Raw genomic sequence first — 21,383 nt, 5'->3', positions numbered from 1 at the left:
GTAGGCTGGGATGCATGCATCTCTTCCTGCTCGTGGGCGGCCTGCTGACGGCGGCCCCCTCTCCCTACCTGGACTCGAAGACCACCGGCGCGGCGTATTGCTACGACCCGGCGAGCCCCGTGCTGCGCCAGGCCTACCGGGGCCCGAAGCCCACGCCGGCCACGCCCATGGACAGCGCCGCGCTGGCCGAGGACATCCGCTTCCTGCACCGGCTCCTGAGCACCACGTACTCCGGATGGCCGGAGCTGCTGGCGCACCGCACGTTTGAGCCGGATGCCTTCTTCGAGGACTGGGCCGCGAAGGTGGCCGCGTCCGGGCCCACTGTGTCCTTCCAGGACGGCGTGCTCACGCCGACCCTCGCCGTGCGCGAGGCGCTGACGGACAACCACTTCGGCCCGTCCGGTTTCTTGAGCATGCTGCGCGAGGAGCCACGGCTCTCCTTCCGCGAGTACCAGGCCGACGCGCCTCCGGGATTCACGCTGGCGTCCTGCGACGCGAGCACCGTGACGGGCGCGCAGGCGGACACGCTGCGGGTGGCGCCGGTGCTGAAGCCGGATGGCTCCAGGGGACAGCGGCTCACCGTGTCCGCGCGCGGCGGCGGGGACACCCGGACACTCCGGTGCGGCGACACGTCGTTGCCGCTGACGGTCCGGCCTCCGCGTCCGGCCCTTCAGTTCGCGCCGAAGGACACCTATACGTACGAGCCGAAGGGCGACGTGGGCATCATCACCATCCGCCGCTTCTCCGGCCCGCCGGAAGCGGAGGCCGGGCTGCGCCAGTTCGTCGCGGACGCGCCGAAGCACCGCAAGCACAAGCTGCTGGTGTTCGACCTGCGCGGCAACAGCGGCGGTGACGACGGCTACGTGTACCAGTGGCTGGACACGATGGTGCGCGGGCCGTGGTTCTCCTCCGGCGAGGTGTGGATGCACGGCGCGTTCTACCCGTGCTTCCTCTGGAACTCGCGCGTGCAGCGGCAGGCGATGGATGGCCGGCTGGACACGCCGGAGGCGAAGGCGGAGCGCGACGCCCTGCACGCGAAGTGGCCCGTGACGCCGGAGCCCTCGCGGCCCGTGTTCGACAGCGGCCGCGTGGAGGGCCACGCGAAGACGCCCTTCACGGGGCGCATCGTGGTGCTGGTGGATCGGGACTCTTCGTCGTCGGGAGAGAGCGGCGCCTACGCCCTGCACCGGGCGACCGGCGCGCCGATGGTGGGCGAGCGCACGGGTGGTTTCCTCACCTACGGCAACGCCCCCAGCTTCGTCCTGCCGCGCACGGGTTTCGCGTGGGTGGTGCCCACCAAGCGCAATTATTTCGCCGAACCCGTGGAGGGCGTGGGACACGCGGTGCAGGTGTACCTGGACGCGGAGGAGCTGGGGCGCCCGGTGACGGAGCTGCTGCCCCGCCTGCGCAAGCTGCCGTGAGCCGTTATAGGTGTCTCAGTGGGTTCCCGCGGTTGGCAGGGGCCATGCAATGCCGTCATTCAAACCGGCTCCGGAGCACGGAGCCCTACCCGAGGCGGACGATGAAGCGCGCACTGCGAATCACCTACCGGGGCATGGAGACGAGCGACACCCTCAACGAGCACATCCGCGATCAGGCGGACAAGCTGGAGCAGTTCTACGACGGCATCACCGGCTGCAACGTGGTGGTGGAGGAGCCGCACCGCCACCACGCGCAGGGACACCGCTTCCACGTCCGCGTGGAGCTGCACGTGCCGGGCAGGGACATCATCGCGGACCGTGAGCCCACGGAGCCCGCGGCCCACGCGGATGCCTACCAGGCCGTCACCGACGCCTTCGAGGCCGCGCGGCGCCAGCTTCAGCACCACGCGGAGCGCCAGCACGCGCACCACCGCTGAGCAGACCGCTGCCGCACGCTGGACACTGACCCGGCCCTGGAGGACGGAAGGGCTCCAGGGCCGCGAGCCGCTAGCGTCGGGGGGACGGACACCTCGCGGGAGTCGTGCGGCATGAAGGGACCTTCCACCCGCGGCTGGCTCGTGCTCGCGGGAGCGCTGTGGTTGGGCGGCATCGGCACGGGGGTCGCGGCGCTGGCGCGGTACTCGCTCACGCCCGGTGCCGCGCCGGTGCCGACGGTGACATGGCCGGAGGGCACGCGGCTGTCGCGTCTGGCGGGGCGGCCGGTGCTGGTGATGCTCGCGCATCCGAAGTGCACCTGCACGCGGGCGAGCCTGGCGGAGCTGGCGGAGGTGATGGCGCACGCCCGCGGACGCGCGGACGCGTATGTCCTGTTCCTGCGGCCGGAGGGACTGGAGGACGGCTGGGAGCAGGGTGACCTGTGGCGCACGGCCGCGAGCATCCCGGGCGTCACGGTGCTGCGCGACCCGGACGGCGTGGAGGCGAAGCGCTTTGGCGCGACGACCTCCGGGCACGTGGTGCTCTACGGCGCGGATGGGCGTCTGAGGTTCAGCGGAGGCATCACCGTGGCGCGCGGGCACGTGGGGGACAGTCCGGGACGTGAGGCATTGGAGCGGGTGCTGCTCGAGGACGGCGAGGGTGGCGGCACGCCGGTGTATGGCTGCGCGCTGCGGGAGCGCCGGGAGGGCTGAGGCGCGCGGGTGTCCGCAAGCGGCCGGATGGACGCGGGACGTGTCTGGAGTTGGACGTCCGGGGCCTGGACCGGGTGGCGCGGGAAAGGCGTCTGGGATTGGCTCCGCGCGCTTTCGCAGGACGTGTCACTTCATCGCGGGGGAATCCAGGTCCATGTCGCTCGACCACTACGTCACCCTGGGCCGCTCCGGCCTGCGCGTCAGTCCCTTCTGCCTGGGGACGATGACGTTCGGCGAGGACCTGGGCTGGGGCAGCAGCGTGGACACCTCCAGCGCCATCCTGGACCACTACATCGAGCGGGGCGGCAACTTCATCGACACGGCGAACGTGTACACGTTCGGGCACTCGGAGAAGATCATCGGGGACCACCTGGGCCGGAACCCGGCGAAACGCAACCGGGTGGTGATTGCCACGAAGTTCTTCGGGAACCTCTTCGAGAAGGATCCGAACGGTGGCGGCGCGGGCCGCAAGTCGGTGGTGGCGGCGTGCGAGGAGTCGCTGCGCCGGCTGCAGACGGACTACATCGACCTGTACTGGATGCACGCGTGGGACGCGAACACGCCCATCGAGGAGACGATGCGGGCGCTGGACGACCTGGTGCGCTCGGGCAAGGTCCGCTACGTGGGCTTCTCCGACACGCCGGCGTGGAAGGTGGCGCAGGCGCAGGTGACGGCGTACTTCCGGGGCTGGGTGCCGCTGGTGGCGTTGCAGATCGAGTACTCGCTCCTGGAGCGCACGGTGGAGGGCGAGCTCATCCCGATGGCGCGGGAGCTGGGGCTGGGCGTGACGCCGTGGTCGCCGCTGCGCAGCGGGGTGTTGAGCGGCAAGTACACGCGGGAGAACGCGGGCAGGCAGAAGGCGGACCGGGGCGCGTGGGCGGAGTCGTCGCTCAACGAGAAGACGTACCGGCTCATCGACGTGCTCCAGCGCGTGGCGAAGGAGCAGAACTCCACGGTGGCGCGGGTGTCGCTGGCCTGGGTGCAGGGCCGGCCGGGCGTGGCGTCCACCATCCTGGGCGCGCGCACGCTGGAGCAGCTGGACAACAACCTGGGCGCGCTGGACGTGAAGCTCACGCCGGAGCAAGTGAAGGCGCTGGATGACGAATCCCAGCCCACGCTCAACTTCCCGGCGGCCTTCCTCCAGGGAGCCCCGTCCTTCATGCACGCGGGCCTGCGAGTGAACGGAGTCCAGGCCCCACCCAGCAACCTGATGCCCAAGCCGGGCACCCCTTGGTACTGAAGCTGGAGGAAGGCGCCGTGTCGGGCTGCTCCGTATGATACGTACAGAACGTACGTTTCCTGAGGAACGGCCATGATGGAAGTCAGCATCACCGAAGCGCGCGACGACCTGGCGGAGCTGCTCAACCGTGCGGCCTACGGTAAGGAGCGGCTCGTGCTGACCCGGCATGGAAAGAAGCTGGTCGCGGTGATTCCCTTCGAGGACCTCCAAGCGCTGGAGGCACTGGAGAACCGCCGGGACATCCAGAAGGCGGATGCAGCACTCCGCGACGCCGAGGGACAGCCGCGCGTCGCCTGGAAGCAGGTGAAGGCGGAGCTGGGGCTCGCGAAGAAGGCGAAGAAACCAGCTAGCGGTAGATCTCCCGCCGGTGGCCCAGCTCGACGATCAACACCACGAGCCGGCCGTCCTCGACCTGGTAGATGACGCGGTAGTCGCCAACGAGGATCCGCAGGTAGTCGCTCCCCTTGAGCTTCTCCGCACCCATGGGACGTGGCTCCCGGGCCAGCGCATCGATGTGCTTCGCGATGCGGCGCCGATGGACCGGATCCACCGCGGCGAGCTGCTTCACGGCGGCCTGGAGGAATTCGACCGTATAGGTGGTGGAGGGTTTCGCGCTCATTCGGGCCGGTGGGCCCGGAGGGTCTACCTCCCGCGCCTGACATGACGGGTCGGGCGGTGAAACCCGGGGCCTGTCGGCACACCGGCGTACAGTGTGGAGTGCGGGGCCTTACGTTTCGGGCCTCGTTCGCGGGCAAATGGCCGCTGGAGCGTTCACGGGTGGACGCTCGCGGTAGCGCGAACGGGGGTCGTTCCTAACATCGGCCCCCTGGCAGTGAGTCGGTGTTGGGGCGGTCTGGCGCGGTACGGGCGGCGGGGAGGGTGGCGTGAGCGAGCTACTGACGGGTGATGTGTCTTCGCGGGCGCAGGTGGGCGGTTCGGACTTCTCCCGCGACCCCGAAACCTTCGATGCCGAGCTGGATGCGTGCCTGGATCGCGCGCTCACCGCTCCCTCCGAAGAGAACGACATCGTTCCGGAGTCCTTCGCCACCGGCCCGCTGCGCACGCTGCTCGACCTGGCCTCCACGGAAGAGTCGTGGATGCAGTCGCTGCCGCCGCCTTCCAACGACAACGTGGAGCCCGAGCTCACGCTGTCCGCCGAAGCCGCGAACATCGTCATCCCGGAGTGGCTGCGCGCCGAGGAGTCCCCGTCCAGCGCCTCGCAGGAGCCCTCCTGTGGAGCCGTGACGTCGTGGAGTGCCACGGCGCCGTCGCCCGCCTGGGCCACGCCCGGCTCTCCCGCCGCGGCCTACGCGCCGCAGCCGTGGATGCCGTACGAGGCGCCCGAGCCTCCTCCGCCCGCCATCGCCGATGCGTCCACGCGCATCCTCGGCATGAGCCCCATGTCCTTCGTCAGCGCCGTGGCCATGGGCGCGCTCGCCGCGGGCCTCCTCGTCGTCGCGGGCCTGCGCCTGACGGCGAAGGATGATCCGCGTACCGCGCAGCTCGCGCCGCAGGCCCTGGCTGGCACCGTGGGCGCCCAGCAGCGCCTCGCGGTTGCTCCGTCTGGCGTCGTGGCCGCGCAATCCGGCGCTCCGGGCACGCAGGGCCTCGCGGGTGCTCAGCCGAGCGCCCAGGGCACGCAGGGCTTCGCAGGTGCTCAGTCGGGCACGCAGGGCAGCTCGGGCGTGCAGGGCTACTTCGGCGCGCCGGGTACGCAGGACTTCGCGCAGTCCATCGCGGGCGGTGTGAACACTCCCGCGCTCACGGACGCGCAGCGCGCCGCGCAGGCGCTCACTCCGAACACGACGGTCCTCGCGGGCCCCGCGAGCGCGGGCCTGACCACCGGCCTGCACACGCTGGCCCCGGACCCCGTGCCTTCGCAGCCCGCCCCGGTGACGAAGAAGAAGGCCCCCGTGGCCCAGCGCGCGGCCACGCTCGAAACGCCCGAGGACTCCGGCGAGGTCCGCGAGATGTCCTTCGGCGGTGAGATCTCCGAGGAGGAGATGGCCCGGGCCCGTCAGGCCGCCGCCGAAGCGGAGGCCGAGGAGGCCGCGCAGCCCGAGTCCGAGATCGACGAGGACTTCGCCCGCGAGCTCGGCTTCACCGACGACGCGGAGTCCCCGGAGGCCTCCGCCTCGAAGCACGCCCAGGAGAAGACCGTCTACATCCCGCCCGCCCCGACCTCCGAGCGCGAGCAGCTCACGCCCTCGGACGTCACCAACGTGGTCGTCACGAACCAGCCCGCCATCGCCGCCTGCGTCCAGAACTTCAAGGCCGGCACCGCGCTGGAGAACGGCGGCCGCTTCCAGGTGCGCTGGTCCGTGGACACCTCCGGCTCCGTCTCCGGCGTCGCCATGGAGACCGAGGCCCTGAAGGGCTCCCCGCTCGCCGGCTGCATCGAGGACCAGGTGCGCGGCTGGAAGTTCCCCGTCCACCGCGTCGCCATGAACGCCCCCGTGCGCTTCCCCTTCGTCTTCTAGCCCTGGACAATCAAAACATTCACAGATATGTATATACACGTCCATGAATGTTGACGTCTTCCAGACCCTGGCCGACCCCACGCGCCGCCGCATCGTCGAGGCGCTGAAGGGCGGCGAGCTGTCGGTGAACGACCTGGTGGCGCGGGTAGACATCCAGCAGTCGGGTGTCTCCCGTCATCTGGGGATCCTCCAGGAGGCGGGCTTCGTGCAGGTCCGCCCCGAGGGGACGAAGCGGCTGTACTCGCTTCGCCCGGAGCCCTTCCAGGAGCTCGATGCCTGGGTCACCGGGTATCGCGGCCTCTGGGAGGCCCGCCTCGACCGGTTCGGCCAGGCGCTCGAGCGAAGACGGAAGGCACGCATGGACGCCCCCAAGCCCGAGGAGGAGCCCCCATGACGACCCCGACCGAATCCCCGAAGCGCCGCACCTTCACCTTCGAGCGCACCTATCCCGCGACGCTCGATGACGTGTGGGCGCTGTGGACGACGAAGGACGGCTTCGAGTCCTGGTGGGGCCCGGAGGGCTTCTCCGTGAAGGTGCACGAGCTGGACGCGCGTCCGGGCGGCGTCTTGCGCTACGACATGATGGCCTCCGCGCCGGAGACGATTGCCTTCATGAAGCAGGCAGGCATGCCCACCTCCACCCCGAGCAGCCTGACGTTCACGGAGGTGAAGCCCCAGCGCCGCATCGGCTACCAGCACACGGTGGACTTCATCCCCGGCGTCGCGCCGTACACCGCCTCCTCGGTGGTGGAGCTGCGGGCGGAAGGCGGGAACGTGCGGATGACCGTGACCTGCGACGCCATGCACAGCGAGGAGTGGACGCAGCGGGCGTCCGCGGGCTGGGAGAGCCAGCTTCGCAAGCTCGACCCGCGGTTCCAGCGCTAGATTGGGGCATGGCCACGCGGGAGGACCCAGACCCCATCGAGTTGCACCTGTGTCACCGTTGCCTGATGCGGCTGCCGGTGGACGCGGGCGGGGTGGACCTTCCGCGCCGCGTGCGTGAAGCCCTCAAGGCCCATGGCCTGGCGGGCAGGACGCAGCTCATCCCCGCGTCCTGTCTGGGTCACTGCCCCACGGGGAAGGTCACCGTGCTCGTCGTCCCCGACGCCACGGCGCGGGGCACGCACGCGAAGCTCATCGACCCGAAGGAGGACGGCGAGGACCTGGCGAAGCACCTGGAGGCACGGCTCGTCCCGCGCCCGCCGAAAGCCGGGCTGCCTTGAGCAGCGCCTCCATCATGGGCACGCAGCTCGCGGTCCCCGTGCCGGCGATGGCATAGGCGGTGCCGTGGTCCGGCGACGTGCGCGGCACCGGCAGGCCCAGCGTCACGTTCACCGTGCGCTCGAAGTCCAGCGCCTTGGCCGGGATGAGCCCCTGGTCGTGGTACATGGCCAGCACCACGTCGTACTTCGCGCCCACCTCGTCGGGCCGCGCGAACAGCCCGTCCGCGGGGATGGGCCCGTGCGCATCCACCCGCTTCGCCCGGGCGGCGCGGATGGCGGGGCCAATCACCTCCACCTCCTCGCGCCCCAGCATCCCGCCCTCGCCCGCATGCGGGTTGAGCCCCAGCACGGCGATGCGCGGCTTGCGCCCCACCACCGGCTGGAGGCTGCGCGACAGGAGCTGGAGCTGCGCCACCAGCTTCTCCACCGTGAGCAGCTTCGGCAGCGCGGAGATGGGGACGTGGTTCGTCGCCAGCGCGATGCGCACGCGCGGCCCGTCCATCATCATCAGCACGTCCACGCCGAACGCGTCCGCCAGCACCTCCGTGTGGCCCATGAACGGGATGCCCGCGCGCGAAATCTCTTCTTTCGACACGGGCGCGGTGCACAGCGCGTCCACCGTGCCCGCGCGCATCGCGTCGATGGCGGCCCGCACGTACGCGTACTGCGCCTTGCCGCCCTCGCGCGTGGGCTTGCCCGGCACGCGGTGCTTCTGGGCCAGGCGCGTCACCTCCACCACCGCCGGTCCCGTGGTGCGCCCCAGGTCCTCCAGGGCGACGCGCGGGAAGCGGCGGAAGAGGGGGAAGCCGTCCAGCGTGGGCCCGTCGCCAAACACCACGGGCACCAGCGCGCGGCGCACCGCGGGCTTCGCCAGCGCCAGGGCCGTCACCTCCGGCCCGATGCCCGACACATCCCCCAGCGAGATGCCCACGCGGGGCAGCGCGTCCGCGGCGGCCACCGGGGACGGGCTCACATCTTCACTTCGACGTTGGCCTTGGAGCGCAGCTCCTGGACGTACTGGTCCAGGAACTTCTCCGTCTTCTCGTTGAGGAGCTTGGCCTCCAGCTTCGGCTTCATCTCCTCGTAGGAGGTGACGGCCACGTTGCGGCGCTCCTCCACCTTCAGGATGTGCCAGCCGAAGTTGGTGCGGATGGGCTCGCTGACCTCACCCGCCTTGAGGTTGAAGGCGGCCTTCTCGAAGGCGGGCACCATCACGCCGCGCTTGAAGTAGCCCAGGTCGCCGCCGTCCGCCGCGCTGGGGCCCTCGCTGCGGGCGCGCGCCAGGGAGGCGAAGTCCATGCCCGGCCGGCGGGCCTCCTGCGCGATGCCCTCCGCCTTCTGCTTCGCGGCGGCCACCTGCTCCGGCGTGGCCTTGGCGTCCACCTGCACCAGGATGTGGCGGGCGTGCACCTCCACGTCCTCGCTCTCCATGCGGGTGTACTGGGTGTAGGCGGCCTTCAAGTCCTCCTCGGTGACCTTCACCTTGGGGCCCACCTTCATGCGCAGCAGCTTGTCGCGCACCACGCGCTTGCGCAGCATGTCCTTGTAGCTGGCGAGCGTGAACCCCTCGTTCTTGAGCAGCTGCTCGAACTGGGCGATGTCGCTCACGCCGTTCTGCTTGAGCACGTCCTGCACCAGCTCATCCACCTCCGCCTCGGTGGTGGTGATGCCGAGCATGGCGACCTCGCCCTCCATCAGCTTCTCGCCGATGAGCGTGTCCAGCGCGGTCTTCATGAGCTGCGCGCGGGCCTCCGCGCGCTTGTTCGGATCAATCTCCGAGTTCACGCGCTGGAGCTCCGGCGCGGCGCGCTGCTGCACCTCCGACAGCGGGATGACGTCGCGGTTCACCACCGCCGCCACCTTGTCCACCAGCTCCGCGCGGGCGGACGTGGCCCCCGTGAAGAGCATCACCGCCGCCAGGAACGCCACCAGGTTCTTCATCGCAACGACCCTCTCCACAAAAAACGTCGGCGAGCCCAACCGCCTGGCTCCCGGAAAAGTCCTCTACTTCGCCGCCGCATGCGGCGCCGGCCGCCCACGGATGGTCTGCAGCGTGGCCTCGTTCACCACCACCTGGGCCTTGTCGCGCAGCTCCTTCTCGAACGCCTCCTGCGCCGCCGCCCGCTTGGCCTCCAAGAGGCGCCCCTCCACCTTCGCGCGCACCTCCGCCAGCTCCCGCTTCCTCGGCGGCCTGCGCTCCAGCACCTTGAACAGGTGGTAGCCGTACTCCGTGGACACCACGTCCGAAACCTGCCCCACCCCCAGCTTGAATACCACCTCATCGAAGGCCGGCGGCATCTGTCCCCGGGGGAAGAAGCCCAGGTCGCCCCCCACCTTGGCGTCCGCGCTCAGCGAGTAGCGCCGGGCGAGGTCGGAGAACTTCTTGCCCGCCTTGAGCTGCACCTGGAGCTTGCGCGCCTCGTCCAGCCCCTTCACCACCATCTGCGCCGCGTGGACCTCCTCCGGCTCCTGGAAGTCCGCCTCGTGCGCCGCGTAGTACGCGCGCAGCTCCTCCTCCGTCACCGCCACGCGCGAGTAGACGTGGTGGGTGAAGAGCTTCTCGATGGTGAGCCGGCTCGCTTCGCGCGCGCGCAGCTCCGCCATGGACAGCTGCCCCTGGGCCAGGACTTCATTGAAGTTGCCCGCCGGGTAGTCGCCCGACAGCCGCAGCACGCCCCGGTCCACCTCTTCGGGCGTCACGGCGATGTTGTTCTGCTTCGCGGCCTGGAGCAGCAGCATGCGCTTCACCAGCGTGTCCACGAGCGCCCGCTTGAAGGGCTCCACCTCCTCGGGCGTGGGCTCCGGGCCCTCGGTGGTGGCCAGCTCCCGCGCCAGCTCCTGTTCGAAGTCCGTGCGGCTGAGCGACTCGCCGTTCACGGTGGCCACCACCGTGGGGTCCGGCCCCTCCTGGGCCTGCGGCCGGCAGCCCGTCAGCCCCAGGATGCCCAGGGCGACCCCCAGGCTCAGGACGACGGAACAGGGCATCGGGGAGGCGCGGAAGGAAGCGGGACGCATGCGCGGAGGCCTCGGGGGAGGAGACGGGGGACCTTCCACGGTGGTGCCGGGCCGCCGGGCTTTCAAGCGGGACGTCACGGCCGGGATGGGAAGCGAACGGATGGGGCCATGGAGCGGGGCTTCCGGGTAGCACGCCGGGCGGGCCCGGACAACCGCGCCCCGGGAGGGGGCGGCCCCCTAGAGGGGCGTGGCGTTGGAGGACAGGAAGGCCTCCACCTGGGGAAAGATTTCGTCCGGCGCCTTGCGGCCCAGGATGAGGTCCGCATGTCCATAGTCCGCCGCGAAGCCGTGGCCCCGGCCCGCGACCAGCATCTTCACCGGGCCGCCCAGGTGCTCCTTCGCCCGGGCCACCGCCAGCGGCGGCGCGAGCAGGTCCCGGCTGCCGGCGATGAGCAGGAAGGGGATGCGCACCCCGGCGAGCGGCTCGCGGTAGTCGAAGCCGCCGTCGAAGGTCGTGAACTGGCTGGTGGTGATCCACCGGGCGAACTGCCTTCCTACGCCCCCGGCCACGTCCGCGGGCACGTTGGCCAGCGCCCAGCGCACCACCTGCGGATCCATGTTGTCCGCCAGCATCATGTACCGGGTGAGCGGCCCCGGCGGCGCCCCGAAGAAGGCGATGCTGGTGACACGCCGGGTAGGGATGACCTTGAGCTTGAGCAAGGGCTCCACGCGCTGCACGAAGGCTCGCAAGCCCGGCTGCACCGCGAAGGTGAATGGAGCGCCCAGGGACACGGCAGCTTTTACCGGCGCCTGGGGGTTGCGGGCCAGGTGGGCATAGAGCATCAGCCCGCCCTTGGAGTGGCCCACCCAGAGGACCTGTTGGGCACCCGTGGACATCACGGTGCGCAAAGCCGTTCTCACATCGTGTTCAGCCTGATCATCAAAATTCCAGTCCGCGCAGGCCCCCGCCAGGCCCCGGCCGCGCAGCTCGATGACCCAGGTCTCGAACCCCGCTCGCGCCAGGTAGCGCGCCAGGCTGTACTGCTCGTTGAAGTCCATGTGGAAGCGGTTGGCTCCCAGCCCATGGCACAGGAGGACGGGCTCCGCGAACCGGCGCTCCCCTCGAGGGTGATAGCGCCCCAGCGCGATGGCCGCTCCGTCGTCCGTGGGCACCCTGTACAGCTCGTCCGGCTTGAAGCTGAGGGTCAACAGCCCCTCCTTGCTCCGCTCGACCGCCTTGGTGAAGAGGTCCGCCATCCGGCTCAACCGGGGTGCTGGTGCCTGTCGTGATGTCACATCCCTCAGTCTACGCCCGACGCCCGGGTGATGCCGGAGTGTCGTTCGAGGACTAACCCGGGACGGCAGGACAGTTGCAGGAGGTGTGAGTCCATCTCGGGGAGGTCGTGGAAATGGGGCAGGGCCGGGGGTTCAGGGAAGCGTTGTCGTCCTTCATCGCCACAGTTTTTCCCACAGACACACTGTTGGGAGCCTTGAAGGTGATGGAGCAGTACCACGTGCAGGTGGTCGGGGTGGTGGGGGCGGGGGGCAGTCTGGTGGGCGTGGTGCATGAGACGCAGGTCCTGGCGGGCTGGCGGACGGATCCGCTGGCGCAGGTGTCGGACGTGATGGCGCGCGTGCGGAAGACGCACGCGGTGCGCAGCCAGAAGCGGCGGCTGGCGCGGCAGCAGGGCAGGCGTGGGGGCGTGCAGAAGCCCTCCTGACGTGGGCCGTCCTGGCGGTAGAGTGGGGGCGCCGTGTCGGAAGCCCCCCCCGCCGCCTGGACCGTGTACATGCTGCGCTGCCGTGACGGCACGCTGTACACGGGCGCCACCAACAACCTGGAGCGCCGTCTGGCCACGCATGGCCGGGGCAAGGGGGCCGCGTACACGCGCGCCCGGCTGCCGGTGACGCTGGTCTGGAGCGAGCCCGCCGAGGACCGCGGCGCCGCCCTGCGCCGGGAGGCCGCCATCAAGCGGCTCACGCGCGCGGACAAGCTGCGGCTCTTCACGCGGCGTCCGGGAAGGCGTTGACGCTCGTCCCCCGGGCTTGTTGGCGGGACGGATTTTCTTCGCGAGGCGGGATGCGCGTCGCGCGACAGTTGGCGCGCGGCTCGCGACTGTTTCATCGCCTGGTGATGAAAGGGCCGGGGCCTCCGGGTGGGTATACGGAACGCGGGGGCCCGAATTAGGGTGTGGACGTTCCTAGCAGGGGGAAGTCCATGCCGCGTTCTCGCTCGTTCTTGTTCGTCTTGCTCGCCCTGGGTCTGGGGAGCGCCGGGTGCTACTCGCCCAACCACCAGCCCGTCATCACCGCCGGACCGCGCCCGCTGGGCTCGCCGTCCACGCCGGGCGGACTCAAGTTCGAGGAGGGCACCGTCATCCAGCTGCAGCTGGAGGTGACGGACCAGGACGAGGACGAGATCTTCTTCCGCTGGTCGCAGGTGCCCGCGAACCCGGCGGGCGCGTTCAGCAGCACCAGCATCGCCACGCCCACGTGGACGGTGCCGTCACCGCCGGAGGACCCCAACCAGGCCCTCCACCTCTACGTGGAGGTGGAGGATGGCAACGGCGGCGTGCTGCTGGGCCAGTCGCCCGCCATCTACGTCCTGCCCAAGCAGCAGTAGCGGTCCGCTTCAGGCGGCGGTGGCCGCGGGAGGCGGAGTGCCCGGACGCTGCTTCGAGCGGCTCCGGGCGCGCACGGCGACGAGGATGGCCACCACCAGGCCCGCGCCCGCGCCAATGGCCGCGCCCATGAGCTGCGAGTGCAGCAGCGACGCCGTCACGCCGCGCACCACCTCCGGCAGGTTGCACATGGTCTGCGTGGCGAGCGGCGTGCTGTTGTTCCACTCGATGTAGGAGGGGGCCGTCAGCGACGCGACGAAGGTTCCCAGCAGCGTGCCGGCCAGGATGAAGATGAGGAACGTCTTGAACACGGCCATGGCGGGGACCTCCTCGGCGGGTGGGCGGCGGGCCGTCCTTAGTATGCGCACGCCCGCCGCGAAAGGGGCGAAGGCGTGCTAAGGGGGCGGGTGTGCCGCTCCTGCCACTCGCCATCCTGTTCGGGGTCGTCTCGCTCGTGTGCGCGGCCCTCCTGCTGATGCACGCCTTCCGCCGCAGCGTGGGCACCGGGGTGATGGTGCTGCTCATCCCCTGCTACATGCTGGTCTACGCGTTCAGCCAGTTCGAGCACCCGCGCAAGAACCTCATCGTCGCGGGCTTCGTGGCCAGCACCGTGCTGACGGCGGTGTTCCTGGGCATGGGCATGCACGGCATCGCGGCGCTGGCGGCCCGCACGCCGCCCCCCGGCTTCTAGGCGGCAAGCCCCCATGGCTGGAACGGTCGCGAGCCTCGCGGGCGCCCACTGTGGCCAGCATCCGGACGTGGCCGCGGTGGCCCTCTGCGCGCGCTGCGGCGGCTTCCTGTGCGGCGCGTGCACGGAGGTGCTGGAGGAGACGGCGTACTGCGCGCCGTGCGCGGAGCGGCGCAAGCAGCAGACGCGGCCGTCGCGCGCGGTGCGGCTGGCGCTGGGGGCCAACGTCCTGGGGTTCCTGCTGCTCTGCGTGCCCTTTCAGGGCGCGTCGTCGGGCTTCCAGCGGTGGAGCAGGGAGTGGGGGTTCCTGCCCGCGCTGGTGCTCACGCTGGCGGCGGCGGTGGCGGGCACCGTCATCGCCACGCGCAAGCTGCGGCGCCGCGAAGAGGTAGGCGACCGGGGGCTCGCCAGAGGGTTGCGCGTCCTGTCCGCGCTGAACCTGGTGGGAGCCCTGCTGTACTGCGCGCTCATCGTCGTCGTGCTGTTCGTGTTCCGGTGGCGGAACTGAAGACCGGCGTCACACGCCGCGCGCGTTGGGGTCCCAGAGGTACTTGTGCATCTGGAGCTGGAAGCGCACCGGCAGCCGGTCCTCGATGATCCACTCCGCCAGCTCGCGCGGGTGGAGCCTGTCGAAGATGGTGGAGAACAGGACGCCGTAGGGCTTCTGGCCCAGCTTGTGCTCGCGCACGAGCGCGCGTGACCACTCGTAGTCCTCGCGTGAGCCGATGACGATTTTGAGCTCGTCGTTGGCGTTCATGGACGTGAGGTTGCGGTAGTCGTTGCGGTCGCACTCGCCGGACGACGGCGTCTTCATGTCCACGATTTTGTGGACGGCCGGCGGCACGAGCCGCACGTCGATGGCGCCGCTCGTCTCCAGCAGCACCTTGAGGCCCGCGTCCAGCAGCGACTCCATCAGCGGATACACGCCGGGCTGGAGCAGGGGCTCGCCGCCCGTCACCTCGACGGTGGGCGTGTTCCAGGCCAGCACCTGCGTGACGACGTCCGCGTTCTTCATGCGGCTGCCGCCGTGGAAGGCGAACTCGCTGTCGCAGTACGAGCAGCGCAGGTGGCAGCCCGTCAGGCGGATGAAGCCGCAGAGCATGCCGGCATGGGACGACTCGCCCTGGAGCGAGAGGTAGAGTTCCTTCACCACGACGGAGTCGGCGGTGGGGACGCGGCGGGGCTCGATGTGCGGGCGTGCGGCGGGCATTGGCGTGCGTGCGAAGGGGCGCATCAAGCGCACCCGGGGGGCGGGGGTCAAGCCCGGTGCGCCCATCCGGGGGAAACGCGTCCAGGGGCGCGGGGAATTCCGGGGAAGCTCAGGGCTGGGGCCGGCGGGCCTTCACCTGGTCGATGAAGGTGTCGATGAGGTGGCGCGCGATGCTCAGGCGGGGCGGGATGCGCGGCAGCTCGTCCACGCCGAACCAGCGCGCCTCGGCGATCTCCTTGCCGTCCACGACGATGTCGCCGCCCGCGTACTCGGCCATGAAGCCCACCATCAGCGAGCGGCCGAAGGGCCACGGCTGGCTGCCGAAGTAGGTGACGTTCCTGAGCTCCACGCCGACTTCCTCCTTCACCTCGCGCAGCACGGTCTCCTCCAGCGACTCGCCGGGGTCCACGAAGCCCGCCACGGTGCTGAAGAACGGCTCCGGGAAGGTCGCGTTGCGTGCGAGCAGCATCTCGTCGCCCCGGGTGATGAGGACGATGACCGCCGGCGAGATGCGCGGGTAGAACGGCGTGTGGTCCACCGGGCAGCGGCGCGCACGCTCACCGGGCACCCCCTGCGTGGCCGTGCCGCACTTGCCGCAGAAGCGGTGGTTCAGGTCCCACTCCGCGATGGAGAGCGCGCGGCCCGCCACGGCGAACGTCGCCTCGTCCACCTGCTTGTACAGCGAGCGGGCGGGGACGAACTTCAGCCCCTGGGGCGGCGTGAAGTCGCCGGGCACGGGCGTGGCGTAGCAGTCCGTGTCGTCGAGCACGCCCAGGAAGTGGGCGCTGGCCACGGCGTCTGGCAGGGCGGAGCCCCGGGGCAGGTCGAGGCGGCCGTCGTCTTCGGACACGAGCAGGTCCATGCCGCGTGCGGCGAAAAGGAGCGCGGTGTCGCGCGAGCGGGCAGGCGGGTCATACCCGGGCTGGAAGCGTTTCAGGGGGCTCACGGGGCCACCTTAACGGACGGCGCGCCGGGGCGCCGCGCGCTATGCTCCGGCCGCCCGAGAACGGGCACTGCCCGCCTGGGAGCCTTCGAACGTGAACGCCCTGATCCTTCGCATCGTGTGCGGCCTGCTCTTCGCCGGGATGGTGCTGGGCGTGGTGACCCACCCTCCGAAGGACCTCACGCAGGGGCTGGGCATGATGCTGCCCGCGACCATGCTGCTGGGCGTGGCGCTGAAGGGGCCGAAGGGCCGCTCCACGATTCCGAAGAAGCGCACGCCCCCGGCGCCGCCGGTGTCCGGTGGGACGCCCGGCGTCTGAAGGCCGCGGAGCGTCAGTAGACGCGCATCACTTCCACGTCGAAGACGAGCACGGAGTCAGCCGGGATGACCGGCGGAGAGCCGCGCGAGCCGTAGCCCAGGTCCGAGGGGATGACGAGCTTGCGCTGGCCGCCCACGCGCATGCCGACGAGTCCCTCGTCCCAGCCCTCGATGACCTGACCCGCGCCCACCGCGAAGGTGAAGGGCGTGCCGCCGCGGCTGCTGTCGAACTGGGAGCCATCCGGCAACCAGCCCGTGTAGTGCACCTGCGCGCGGCTCCCGTTGACGATCTCCGTCCCGGTGCCCACGACCAGGTCCTGCGTGTAGAGCCCGGACTCGCTCCGGGTCATCGAGGACAGGTTCACGCCCAGGGACTCGGCGTACGTCACCTTGGCAGGGTCACCCGAGGAGGAATCGCCACCACAGCCGGCCAGGGCCAGCACCGCGCACAGCAGAAGGGAACGAAGCATGGCCCGCAGCCTGCCGCGCGCGGACGCCGTGGGGAAGGGGGGCGTGGCCTGCCCGCCCGGACGGCGCCCGCGCACGCACGTCCTGCTTGAAGCGCGTCCACGCGAGGCTTATCCGTTGCGCCGCTCACCATGCAGACGCCTTCCGACCCCGCGCCTTCCGCTTCGCTCCGTCCCTCGCTCGTCTGGCTGATGGCGGTGGCCGGCGCCGTCACCGTCGCGAACCTCTATTACAACCAGCCCCTGCTGGGAGACATCGGCCGGACGCTGAATGCGGACGGGAGCGCGCTGGGGCTGGTGCCCACGCTGACGCAGGTGGGCTACGCGGTGGGCATGCTGTTCCTGGTGCCGCTGGGTGACAGCCTGGAGCGCCGCAAGGTCATCCTCGTGTTGTGCGGCGGCGTGGGCGCGGCGCTGGTGGCGGCGGGACTTGCTCCCAGTCTGAACGTGATGGTGGCCGCGAGCTTCGCCATCGGCGTCACCACGGTGGTGCCGCAGATGCTCATCCCGTTCGCGGCGCAGCTGGCGGCTCCTGCCGAGCGCGGCCGCGTGGTGGGCACGGTGATGAGCGGGCTGCTCATCGGCATCCTCCTGTCGCGCACGGCGGCGGGCTTCGTGGGCACGCACCTGGGCTGGCGCACCATGTTCTTCGTGGCCGCGGGCCTGATGGTGGTGATGGGAGTGGTGCTGCGCTTCGCGCTGCCTTCCGCGCCGCCGGTGGCCGCCATGCCCTATCCGCAGTTGATGCGGTCGCTCATCCACCTGGCCCGCACGGAGCCGGTGCTGCGGCTGCACGCGCTGCTGGGCGGACTGACCTTCGGCGCGTTCAGTGCCTTCTGGGCCACGCTGGCGCTCTACCTGCGCTCCATGCCGGGGCACTACGACGCGCAGGTGGCGGGCCTCTTCGGCGTGGTGGGCGTGGCGGGCGCGGTCATCGCGCCGCTGGTGGGGCGCTTCGCGGACAGGGGCGCCGGCCGGCGCATCAACGCGCTGGCCATCGCGGTGCTGCTGGCGTCCTTCGTCGTGCTCTGGCTCCTGGGCCACTCGCTGTGGGGCATCGCGCTGGGAGTCGTGCTGCTGGACCTGGGCGCGCAGGCGAATCAGATCGCCAACCAGGCGCGCGTGTACTCGCTGCGGCCGGACGCGCGGAGCCGGCTCAATACGATTTATATGGTGACCTATTTCGTGGGCGGCGCCGCGGGCGCGTGGGCGGGCATGGCGGCGTGGACGCGCGCGGGCTGGCCGGGCGTGTGCGCGGTGGGCGCGGGCATGTCGCTCACGGCGCTGGTGGCGGTGCTCTGGGGCGCGCGGCGCCTGCCGGCGGCGGAGGTCCCCGCGACCTGAGCCTCAGAGGTCGCGCTGCATGTTCCGGTGGGGGATGCCCACCTCTTCGTAGGGCTCGCCGTACACCGTGTAGCCCAGGCGTTCGTAGAAGGGGACGACGGGGGCGCGCGCGTGCAGGTGCACGTGGCGGAAGCCGCGTCTGCGCAGCTCATCCTCCAGCGTGCGCACCAGCCTCGCGCCGAAGCCCTTGCCCTGCAGCGTGGGGGCCACCGCCATCTGGAAGAGCCGGCCGCCGTGCGCGTCCTCCGGGTGGAACAGCACGCAGCCCAGCACGTCGTCCTCCACGTGGAGCACCAGATGGAGGCTGTCGTCCTCGAAGGGGAACTTCACGGAGGCGCGGGTGTGGCCCAGGGGCTCGCGCAGCACTCGGAAGCGCAGGTCCAGTTCGGCCTCGTAGAGCGGGTGGCCGGGGTGGATGAAGTCGAAGCGGAGTTCAACCATGGCGCGAGAGTCTCTCAGAAGCTGCCGGTGAGCTGGAGGTTGAAGGTGCGGCCGTACTGGGGCACGGGGCCCGCGGACACGTCGTCGCTGACGACGAAGGCGTAGCGCGAGTCGAGCAGGTTGTTCACGCCCGCGAAGTAGCGCAGCCGGCCGTAGTCGCCGGACACGCCGAAGCCCACGAGCAGCGCCTCGCCGCTGTCCGCGCCCGCGATGCCGGGCACGCGGGCGCTCTGGTACGTGGCCTGCGTGGCGATGCGCATGTCGCCGTTGCCCACGGGCAGCAGCAGGCGCCCGGAGGCCAGGTGCGCGGGCGCGGCGTCCACCACGTCCTGGGACGCGTTGCGCAGCGTCACGTAGGAGTAGCTCAGGTCCACCAGCAGCCAGCGCCCCGGCTGCCAGTGCAGCCCGGCCTCCGCGCCCCACGCGAGCGTCTCGCCGGAGTTGTTCGCGTACACCAGGCACTGCGTGGGCGCGCTCGCCGTGCCGCAGGCCGGCGCGGCCGCGGACTCGCTGATGAGCGTGATGAGCTGGGAGATGCGGTTGTGATAGCCGGCCACGGTCACGCGCAGCTCGTGCGACAGGTCGTGCGAGTGCTCCACCTCGAAGGTGGTGATGGTCTCCGGCTTCAGCTGCTCCGCGGGGCGCTGGGTGAGGAAGTTGTCCTGGTAGAACAGCTCGTAGACGTTGGGGGCGCGGAACGCGCGGCCGATGACGAGCTTCGTGAGGCCCTTCTCATACGGCCGGCCGATGACCGCCAGCCGCGGCGTGAGCGGCAGGGTGTCCAGGTCCGAGTACTTGTCCACGCGGAAGCCCAGCGACAGGTTCAGGCGCGGGTGCAGGCGCCACTCGTCCAGCGCGTACACGGACACCAGCGAGCGCGTGCGCGTGTCCAGCGGCGCGTCCACCGCGGGGCCCACGCTCTTCTGGTCCACGCGCAGCTGGGCCTGGCCCTCCACGCCCACGGTGAGGCGGTTGTCGTCGGACAGGCCCGCGAGCAGGCGCGCCTCGGCGGTGAGCCAGTCCGCCGCGCCGGAGTCGGTGTTCGTCGCCGTGCTGTCGCCGCCGTAGTTCCAATGTCCCTGGTAGCGGCTGAGGTCCAGGGCGCCGCGCAGGGACAGGACGAAGCGCTCGGACAGGGGGCGCTCGTACTTCGCCTCGGCGAAGCCGCGCACGTCCTGCACGCGGGTGCCCTGCGCGCCCACCACCGTGCCATAGGGCGCGGTGGGCACGTCCTTGCTGCGCCCGTGAAGCTGGGCCACCAGCGACAGGTTGCCCAGGCGCGCGCGCAGCGAACCGGTGCCGGCCTGCTCGCCGTCCAGGCCGGTGACGATGGGGCCCGGGTCGCCCAGGCGGGTGGTGTCCGCGCCGTGGGACTTCATGCCCGCGAGGCTGAAGAGCACCGAGCGCGTCGGGTCCTCCCACGACGTGGTGGCGTGCACGCGCGTGGCGCCCAGCGCGCCCACCGCGCCGGTGATTTCCAGCCGCCGGTCCAGGCCCAGCGACTCGCGAGGCACCACGTTGATGACGCCGAAGAACGCGCCCGTGCCGTACAGCGCGCTGCCGGGGCCGCGCACCACTTCGATGCGCTCCACCTCTTCCAGGTCCACGCTGAGGTCGTGCGCCGCGTAGCCCTGGCCGGCCCACACGTCGTTCATCGCGTGGCCGTCCCAGAGGATGAGGATGCGCGTGTTGAGGTCGCCCGGTGGTGAGAAGCCGCGCACGCCCAGGTACGTGTACGTCCGGTCGTCGGTGAGGAAGAAGCCGCGCACGCCGGCCAGGGCCTCCGCCAGCGTGCGCCACCCGAACGCGCGCAGCTCCTCCGGCGTGAGGACGGTGGTGGAGGCGGGGGCCTCGTCCACGGCCAAGAGGCGCTTGGACGCGGCGCGCACGGGGGGCGGCTCGTAGCGCAGGGTGGCGTGGACCTTCACCTCCTGGTCGGGGATGACGGTGACCTTCTGGCGCACGGGGCGCACGTCGCGGCTCTCCACCTCCAGCACGTGCTCGCCCTCCGGCAGGGTGACGACGGTGGGGGTGAAGCCCGCGGGCCGGCCGTCCACGCGCACGGTGGCGCCGTCATGGTTGGCGGTGACGACGACGCGGCCGCTGGGCGCCGTCTGCGCATTCAGCGTGACGGCGAGCGGCAGGGTGCCCTCGGAGGGCACGTCGATGACGTACTGGCCGGGCGCGTGGCCGGGGGCGCGCACGTGCAGCACGCGCTGGCCCGGGGACAGGCGCAGCTTCACGGGGATGCGGCCCAGGACGGGGCCCGTGGGGCTGTCACGCACCTCCGCGCCCTCGGGGGTGCCGGTGACGTCCACCACGCCGGTGATGAGCGCCAGGTCCAGATCCACCGGCACCTCCCGGCCCCGGGTGAGGGTGACGGTGGTCTCGGTGGGGCGGTAGCCGGACTTCTGGACCAGGACCTTGTGCCGGCCCGGCGACAGCGCCAGCGTCTGCGGCGAGCGGCCCCGGCTGCCCAGGTCCGCGCGGTCGACGAAGACGTCCGCGCCCCGGGGGTTGGTGGTGACGCGCACCAGGGCGACCTTGGGACGCAGCCGCTCCAGCGAGCGGGAGACCTCCGACGCGTCCTCGGCCGGCAGGTCCTCCCCGAGCAGGTCGTTGTAGTAGCGGTACGCCTCGTTGAACTTGCCCAGCGCCTCGAAGCAGCGCGCGATGTTGAAGAGGACGTTGCGGTTGGGGACCAGCCGGTAGCTGGTGAAGTACGAGCGCAGCGCTTCGGTGTAGCTGCCGCGCGAGTACGCGTCGTTGCCCAGCTCGAAGGCGATGTCCGCCTCGTCCGCGTTGTTGTCCGCGAACGCGGAACTGGCGGCGGTGAGGAGCCAGAGGGACAGCAGCCAGGGACCGAGGGGGGACGCACGCATGA

Annotated in this window: 27 protein-coding genes; 16 read left to right on the top strand and 11 right to left on the bottom strand. The window is 71.0% G+C overall.

All coding sequences use genetic code 11. The features are described from left to right. Positions 1 to 14: 14 nt before the first annotated feature. The 5 genes from JYK02_RS19740 to JYK02_RS19720 all read left to right on the top strand — a co-directional run bounded on the left by JYK02_RS19740 (position 15) and on the right by JYK02_RS19720 (position 4,232). Complete coding sequence (locus JYK02_RS19740) at positions 15 to 1,421, top strand: S41 family peptidase (protein WP_207053126.1); 1,407 nt, start codon at positions 15 to 17, stop codon at positions 1,419 to 1,421. 101 nt (positions 1,422 to 1,522) lie between these two features. After that, positions 1,523 to 1,858 carry an HPF/RaiA family ribosome-associated protein gene (locus tag JYK02_RS19735; protein WP_207053124.1) on the top strand — a complete coding sequence of 112 codons (336 nt, stop codon included), beginning with the start codon at positions 1,523 to 1,525 and terminating at the stop codon, positions 1,856 to 1,858. Positions 1,859 to 1,969: 111 nt separating this feature from the next. Then, positions 1,970 to 2,569, top strand: coding sequence for a TlpA family protein disulfide reductase (locus tag JYK02_RS19730; RefSeq protein WP_207053123.1), 600 nt, complete (start codon positions 1,970 to 1,972; stop codon positions 2,567 to 2,569). A gap of 154 nt (positions 2,570 to 2,723) precedes the next feature. Then, positions 2,724 to 3,809, top strand: a complete 1,086-nt coding sequence (locus JYK02_RS19725; protein WP_207053121.1) for an aldo/keto reductase — start codon at positions 2,724 to 2,726, stop codon at positions 3,807 to 3,809. Positions 3,810 to 3,881: 72 nt separating this feature from the next. After that, entirely contained in the window at positions 3,882 to 4,232 is a 351-nt protein-coding gene (locus JYK02_RS19720) for a type II toxin-antitoxin system Phd/YefM family antitoxin (RefSeq protein ID WP_207053120.1), read from the top strand. On the opposite strand, the gene JYK02_RS19715 is transcribed toward JYK02_RS19720, so the two are convergent. Next, a complete protein-coding gene (locus JYK02_RS19715) occupies positions 4,156 to 4,428 on the bottom strand; it encodes a type II toxin-antitoxin system RelE family toxin (protein WP_207053119.1) in 273 nt (90 codons plus the stop codon). The genes JYK02_RS19720 and JYK02_RS19715 overlap by 77 nt on opposite strands. A gap of 265 nt (positions 4,429 to 4,693) precedes the next feature. Here JYK02_RS19715 and JYK02_RS40775 point away from each other — a divergent pair, with 265 nt between their 5' ends. The 4 genes from JYK02_RS40775 to JYK02_RS19695 are packed head-to-tail and all read left to right on the top strand — an operon-like array spanning position 4,694 to position 7,512. Then, positions 4,694 to 6,289 (top strand): AgmX/PglI C-terminal domain-containing protein, encoded by a 1,596-nt coding sequence (locus JYK02_RS40775; RefSeq protein ID WP_207053118.1) that lies wholly within the window; start codon positions 4,694 to 4,696, stop codon positions 6,287 to 6,289. A gap of 43 nt (positions 6,290 to 6,332) precedes the next feature. Then, complete coding sequence (locus tag JYK02_RS19705; RefSeq protein WP_207053117.1) at positions 6,333 to 6,683, top strand: ArsR/SmtB family transcription factor; 351 nt, start codon at positions 6,333 to 6,335, stop codon at positions 6,681 to 6,683. Continuing rightward, positions 6,680 to 7,174, top strand: coding sequence for an SRPBCC family protein (locus tag JYK02_RS19700; protein ID WP_207053116.1), 495 nt, complete (start codon positions 6,680 to 6,682; stop codon positions 7,172 to 7,174). The genes JYK02_RS19705 and JYK02_RS19700 overlap by 4 nt, the downstream gene beginning before the upstream one ends. A gap of 8 nt (positions 7,175 to 7,182) precedes the next feature. Continuing rightward, positions 7,183 to 7,512, top strand: coding sequence for a hypothetical protein (locus JYK02_RS19695; RefSeq protein WP_207053115.1), 330 nt, complete (start codon positions 7,183 to 7,185; stop codon positions 7,510 to 7,512). Here JYK02_RS19695 and pdxA read toward each other — a convergent pair. The 4 genes from pdxA to JYK02_RS19675 form a co-directional block, all read right to left on the bottom strand. Then, the gene (gene pdxA / locus JYK02_RS19690) at positions 7,424 to 8,485 is read right to left on the bottom strand and encodes a 4-hydroxythreonine-4-phosphate dehydrogenase PdxA (RefSeq protein WP_347402530.1); all 1,062 of its coding nucleotides are present in this window, start codon (positions 8,483 to 8,485) and stop codon (positions 7,424 to 7,426) included. The genes JYK02_RS19695 and pdxA overlap by 89 nt on opposite strands. Next, positions 8,482 to 9,453 carry a peptidylprolyl isomerase gene (locus JYK02_RS19685; protein ID WP_207053113.1) on the bottom strand — a complete coding sequence of 324 codons (972 nt, stop codon included), beginning with the start codon at positions 9,451 to 9,453 and terminating at the stop codon, positions 8,482 to 8,484. The genes pdxA and JYK02_RS19685 overlap by 4 nt, the downstream gene beginning before the upstream one ends. Positions 9,454 to 9,516: 63 nt before the next feature. After that, positions 9,517 to 10,527, bottom strand: coding sequence for a peptidylprolyl isomerase (locus tag JYK02_RS19680; RefSeq protein ID WP_207053111.1), 1,011 nt, complete (start codon positions 10,525 to 10,527; stop codon positions 9,517 to 9,519). Between the two features lie 177 nt (positions 10,528 to 10,704). Next, a complete protein-coding gene (locus JYK02_RS19675) occupies positions 10,705 to 11,724 on the bottom strand; it encodes an alpha/beta hydrolase (RefSeq protein WP_207053109.1) in 1,020 nt (339 codons plus the stop codon). Between the two features lie 152 nt (positions 11,725 to 11,876). On the opposite strand from JYK02_RS19675, the gene JYK02_RS19670 reads away from it, so the two are divergent. The 3 genes from JYK02_RS19670 (at position 11,877) to JYK02_RS19660 (ending at position 13,090) form a co-directional block, all read left to right on the top strand. Next, positions 11,877 to 12,188, top strand: coding sequence for a CBS domain-containing protein (locus JYK02_RS19670; protein WP_207053107.1), 312 nt, complete (start codon positions 11,877 to 11,879; stop codon positions 12,186 to 12,188). Positions 12,189 to 12,257: 69 nt separating this feature from the next. After that, positions 12,258 to 12,497 carry a GIY-YIG nuclease family protein gene (locus tag JYK02_RS19665; RefSeq protein ID WP_120527084.1) on the top strand — a complete coding sequence of 80 codons (240 nt, stop codon included), beginning with the start codon at positions 12,258 to 12,260 and terminating at the stop codon, positions 12,495 to 12,497. A 188-nt stretch (positions 12,498 to 12,685) separates the two neighbouring features. Further along, entirely contained in the window at positions 12,686 to 13,090 is a 405-nt protein-coding gene (locus JYK02_RS19660) for a hypothetical protein (RefSeq protein ID WP_207053106.1), read from the top strand. A gap of 9 nt (positions 13,091 to 13,099) precedes the next feature. Here the strand turns inward: JYK02_RS19660 and JYK02_RS19655 are convergent, their stop codons facing one another. Next, the gene (locus JYK02_RS19655; RefSeq protein ID WP_207053104.1) at positions 13,100 to 13,405 is read right to left on the bottom strand and encodes a hypothetical protein; all 306 of its coding nucleotides are present in this window, start codon (positions 13,403 to 13,405) and stop codon (positions 13,100 to 13,102) included. 92 nt (positions 13,406 to 13,497) lie between these two features. Between JYK02_RS19655 and JYK02_RS19650 the strand changes: the two genes are divergently transcribed. Together JYK02_RS19650 and JYK02_RS19645 are read left to right on the top strand one after the other, a co-directional pair. Beyond that, positions 13,498 to 13,779, top strand: a complete 282-nt coding sequence (locus tag JYK02_RS19650; protein ID WP_207053102.1) for a hypothetical protein — start codon at positions 13,498 to 13,500, stop codon at positions 13,777 to 13,779. Positions 13,780 to 13,792: 13 nt separating this feature from the next. Beyond that, on the top strand, positions 13,793 to 14,284 hold the full coding sequence (locus tag JYK02_RS19645) for a hypothetical protein (RefSeq protein ID WP_207053101.1): 492 nt from the start codon (positions 13,793 to 13,795) through the stop codon (positions 14,282 to 14,284). Between the two features lie 9 nt (positions 14,285 to 14,293). Here JYK02_RS19645 and JYK02_RS19640 read toward each other — a convergent pair whose 3' ends face one another. Beyond that, positions 14,294 to 14,986, bottom strand: a complete 693-nt coding sequence (locus JYK02_RS19640; RefSeq protein ID WP_207053100.1) for a radical SAM protein — start codon at positions 14,984 to 14,986, stop codon at positions 14,294 to 14,296. A gap of 109 nt (positions 14,987 to 15,095) precedes the next feature. After that, positions 15,096 to 15,932, bottom strand: a complete 837-nt coding sequence (gene nudC / locus JYK02_RS19635) for an NAD(+) diphosphatase (RefSeq protein WP_207053099.1) — start codon at positions 15,930 to 15,932, stop codon at positions 15,096 to 15,098. 91 nt (positions 15,933 to 16,023) lie between these two features. On the opposite strand from nudC, the gene JYK02_RS19630 reads away from it, so the two are divergent. Then, positions 16,024 to 16,248, top strand: coding sequence for a hypothetical protein (locus JYK02_RS19630; protein WP_207053098.1), 225 nt, complete (start codon positions 16,024 to 16,026; stop codon positions 16,246 to 16,248). Between the two features lie 13 nt (positions 16,249 to 16,261). Here the strand turns inward: JYK02_RS19630 and JYK02_RS19625 are convergent, their stop codons facing one another. Next, entirely contained in the window at positions 16,262 to 16,717 is a 456-nt protein-coding gene (locus JYK02_RS19625; RefSeq protein WP_207053097.1) for an FKBP-type peptidyl-prolyl cis-trans isomerase, read from the bottom strand. A gap of 129 nt (positions 16,718 to 16,846) precedes the next feature. On the opposite strand from JYK02_RS19625, the gene JYK02_RS19620 reads away from it, so the two are divergent. Then, positions 16,847 to 18,058 (top strand): MFS transporter, encoded by a 1,212-nt coding sequence (locus JYK02_RS19620; protein WP_207053096.1) that lies wholly within the window; start codon positions 16,847 to 16,849, stop codon positions 18,056 to 18,058. Between the two features lie 3 nt (positions 18,059 to 18,061). Here JYK02_RS19620 and JYK02_RS19615 read toward each other — a convergent pair whose 3' ends face one another. Both JYK02_RS19615 and JYK02_RS19610 read right to left on the bottom strand, forming a co-directional pair. Beyond that, on the bottom strand, positions 18,062 to 18,499 hold the full coding sequence (locus JYK02_RS19615; RefSeq protein WP_207053095.1) for a GNAT family N-acetyltransferase: 438 nt from the start codon (positions 18,497 to 18,499) through the stop codon (positions 18,062 to 18,064). A 14-nt stretch (positions 18,500 to 18,513) separates the two neighbouring features. Next, positions 18,514 to 21,381 carry a TonB-dependent receptor domain-containing protein gene (locus tag JYK02_RS19610; RefSeq protein WP_207053094.1) on the bottom strand — a complete coding sequence of 956 codons (2,868 nt, stop codon included), beginning with the start codon at positions 21,379 to 21,381 and terminating at the stop codon, positions 18,514 to 18,516. Positions 21,382 to 21,383: the final 2 nt, after the last annotated feature.

This window comes from Corallococcus macrosporus (assembly GCF_017302985.1).
Classification (GTDB): domain Bacteria; phylum Myxococcota; class Myxococcia; order Myxococcales; family Myxococcaceae; genus Corallococcus; species Corallococcus macrosporus_A.
This window is presented reverse-complemented; position numbering and strand designations above follow the sequence as displayed.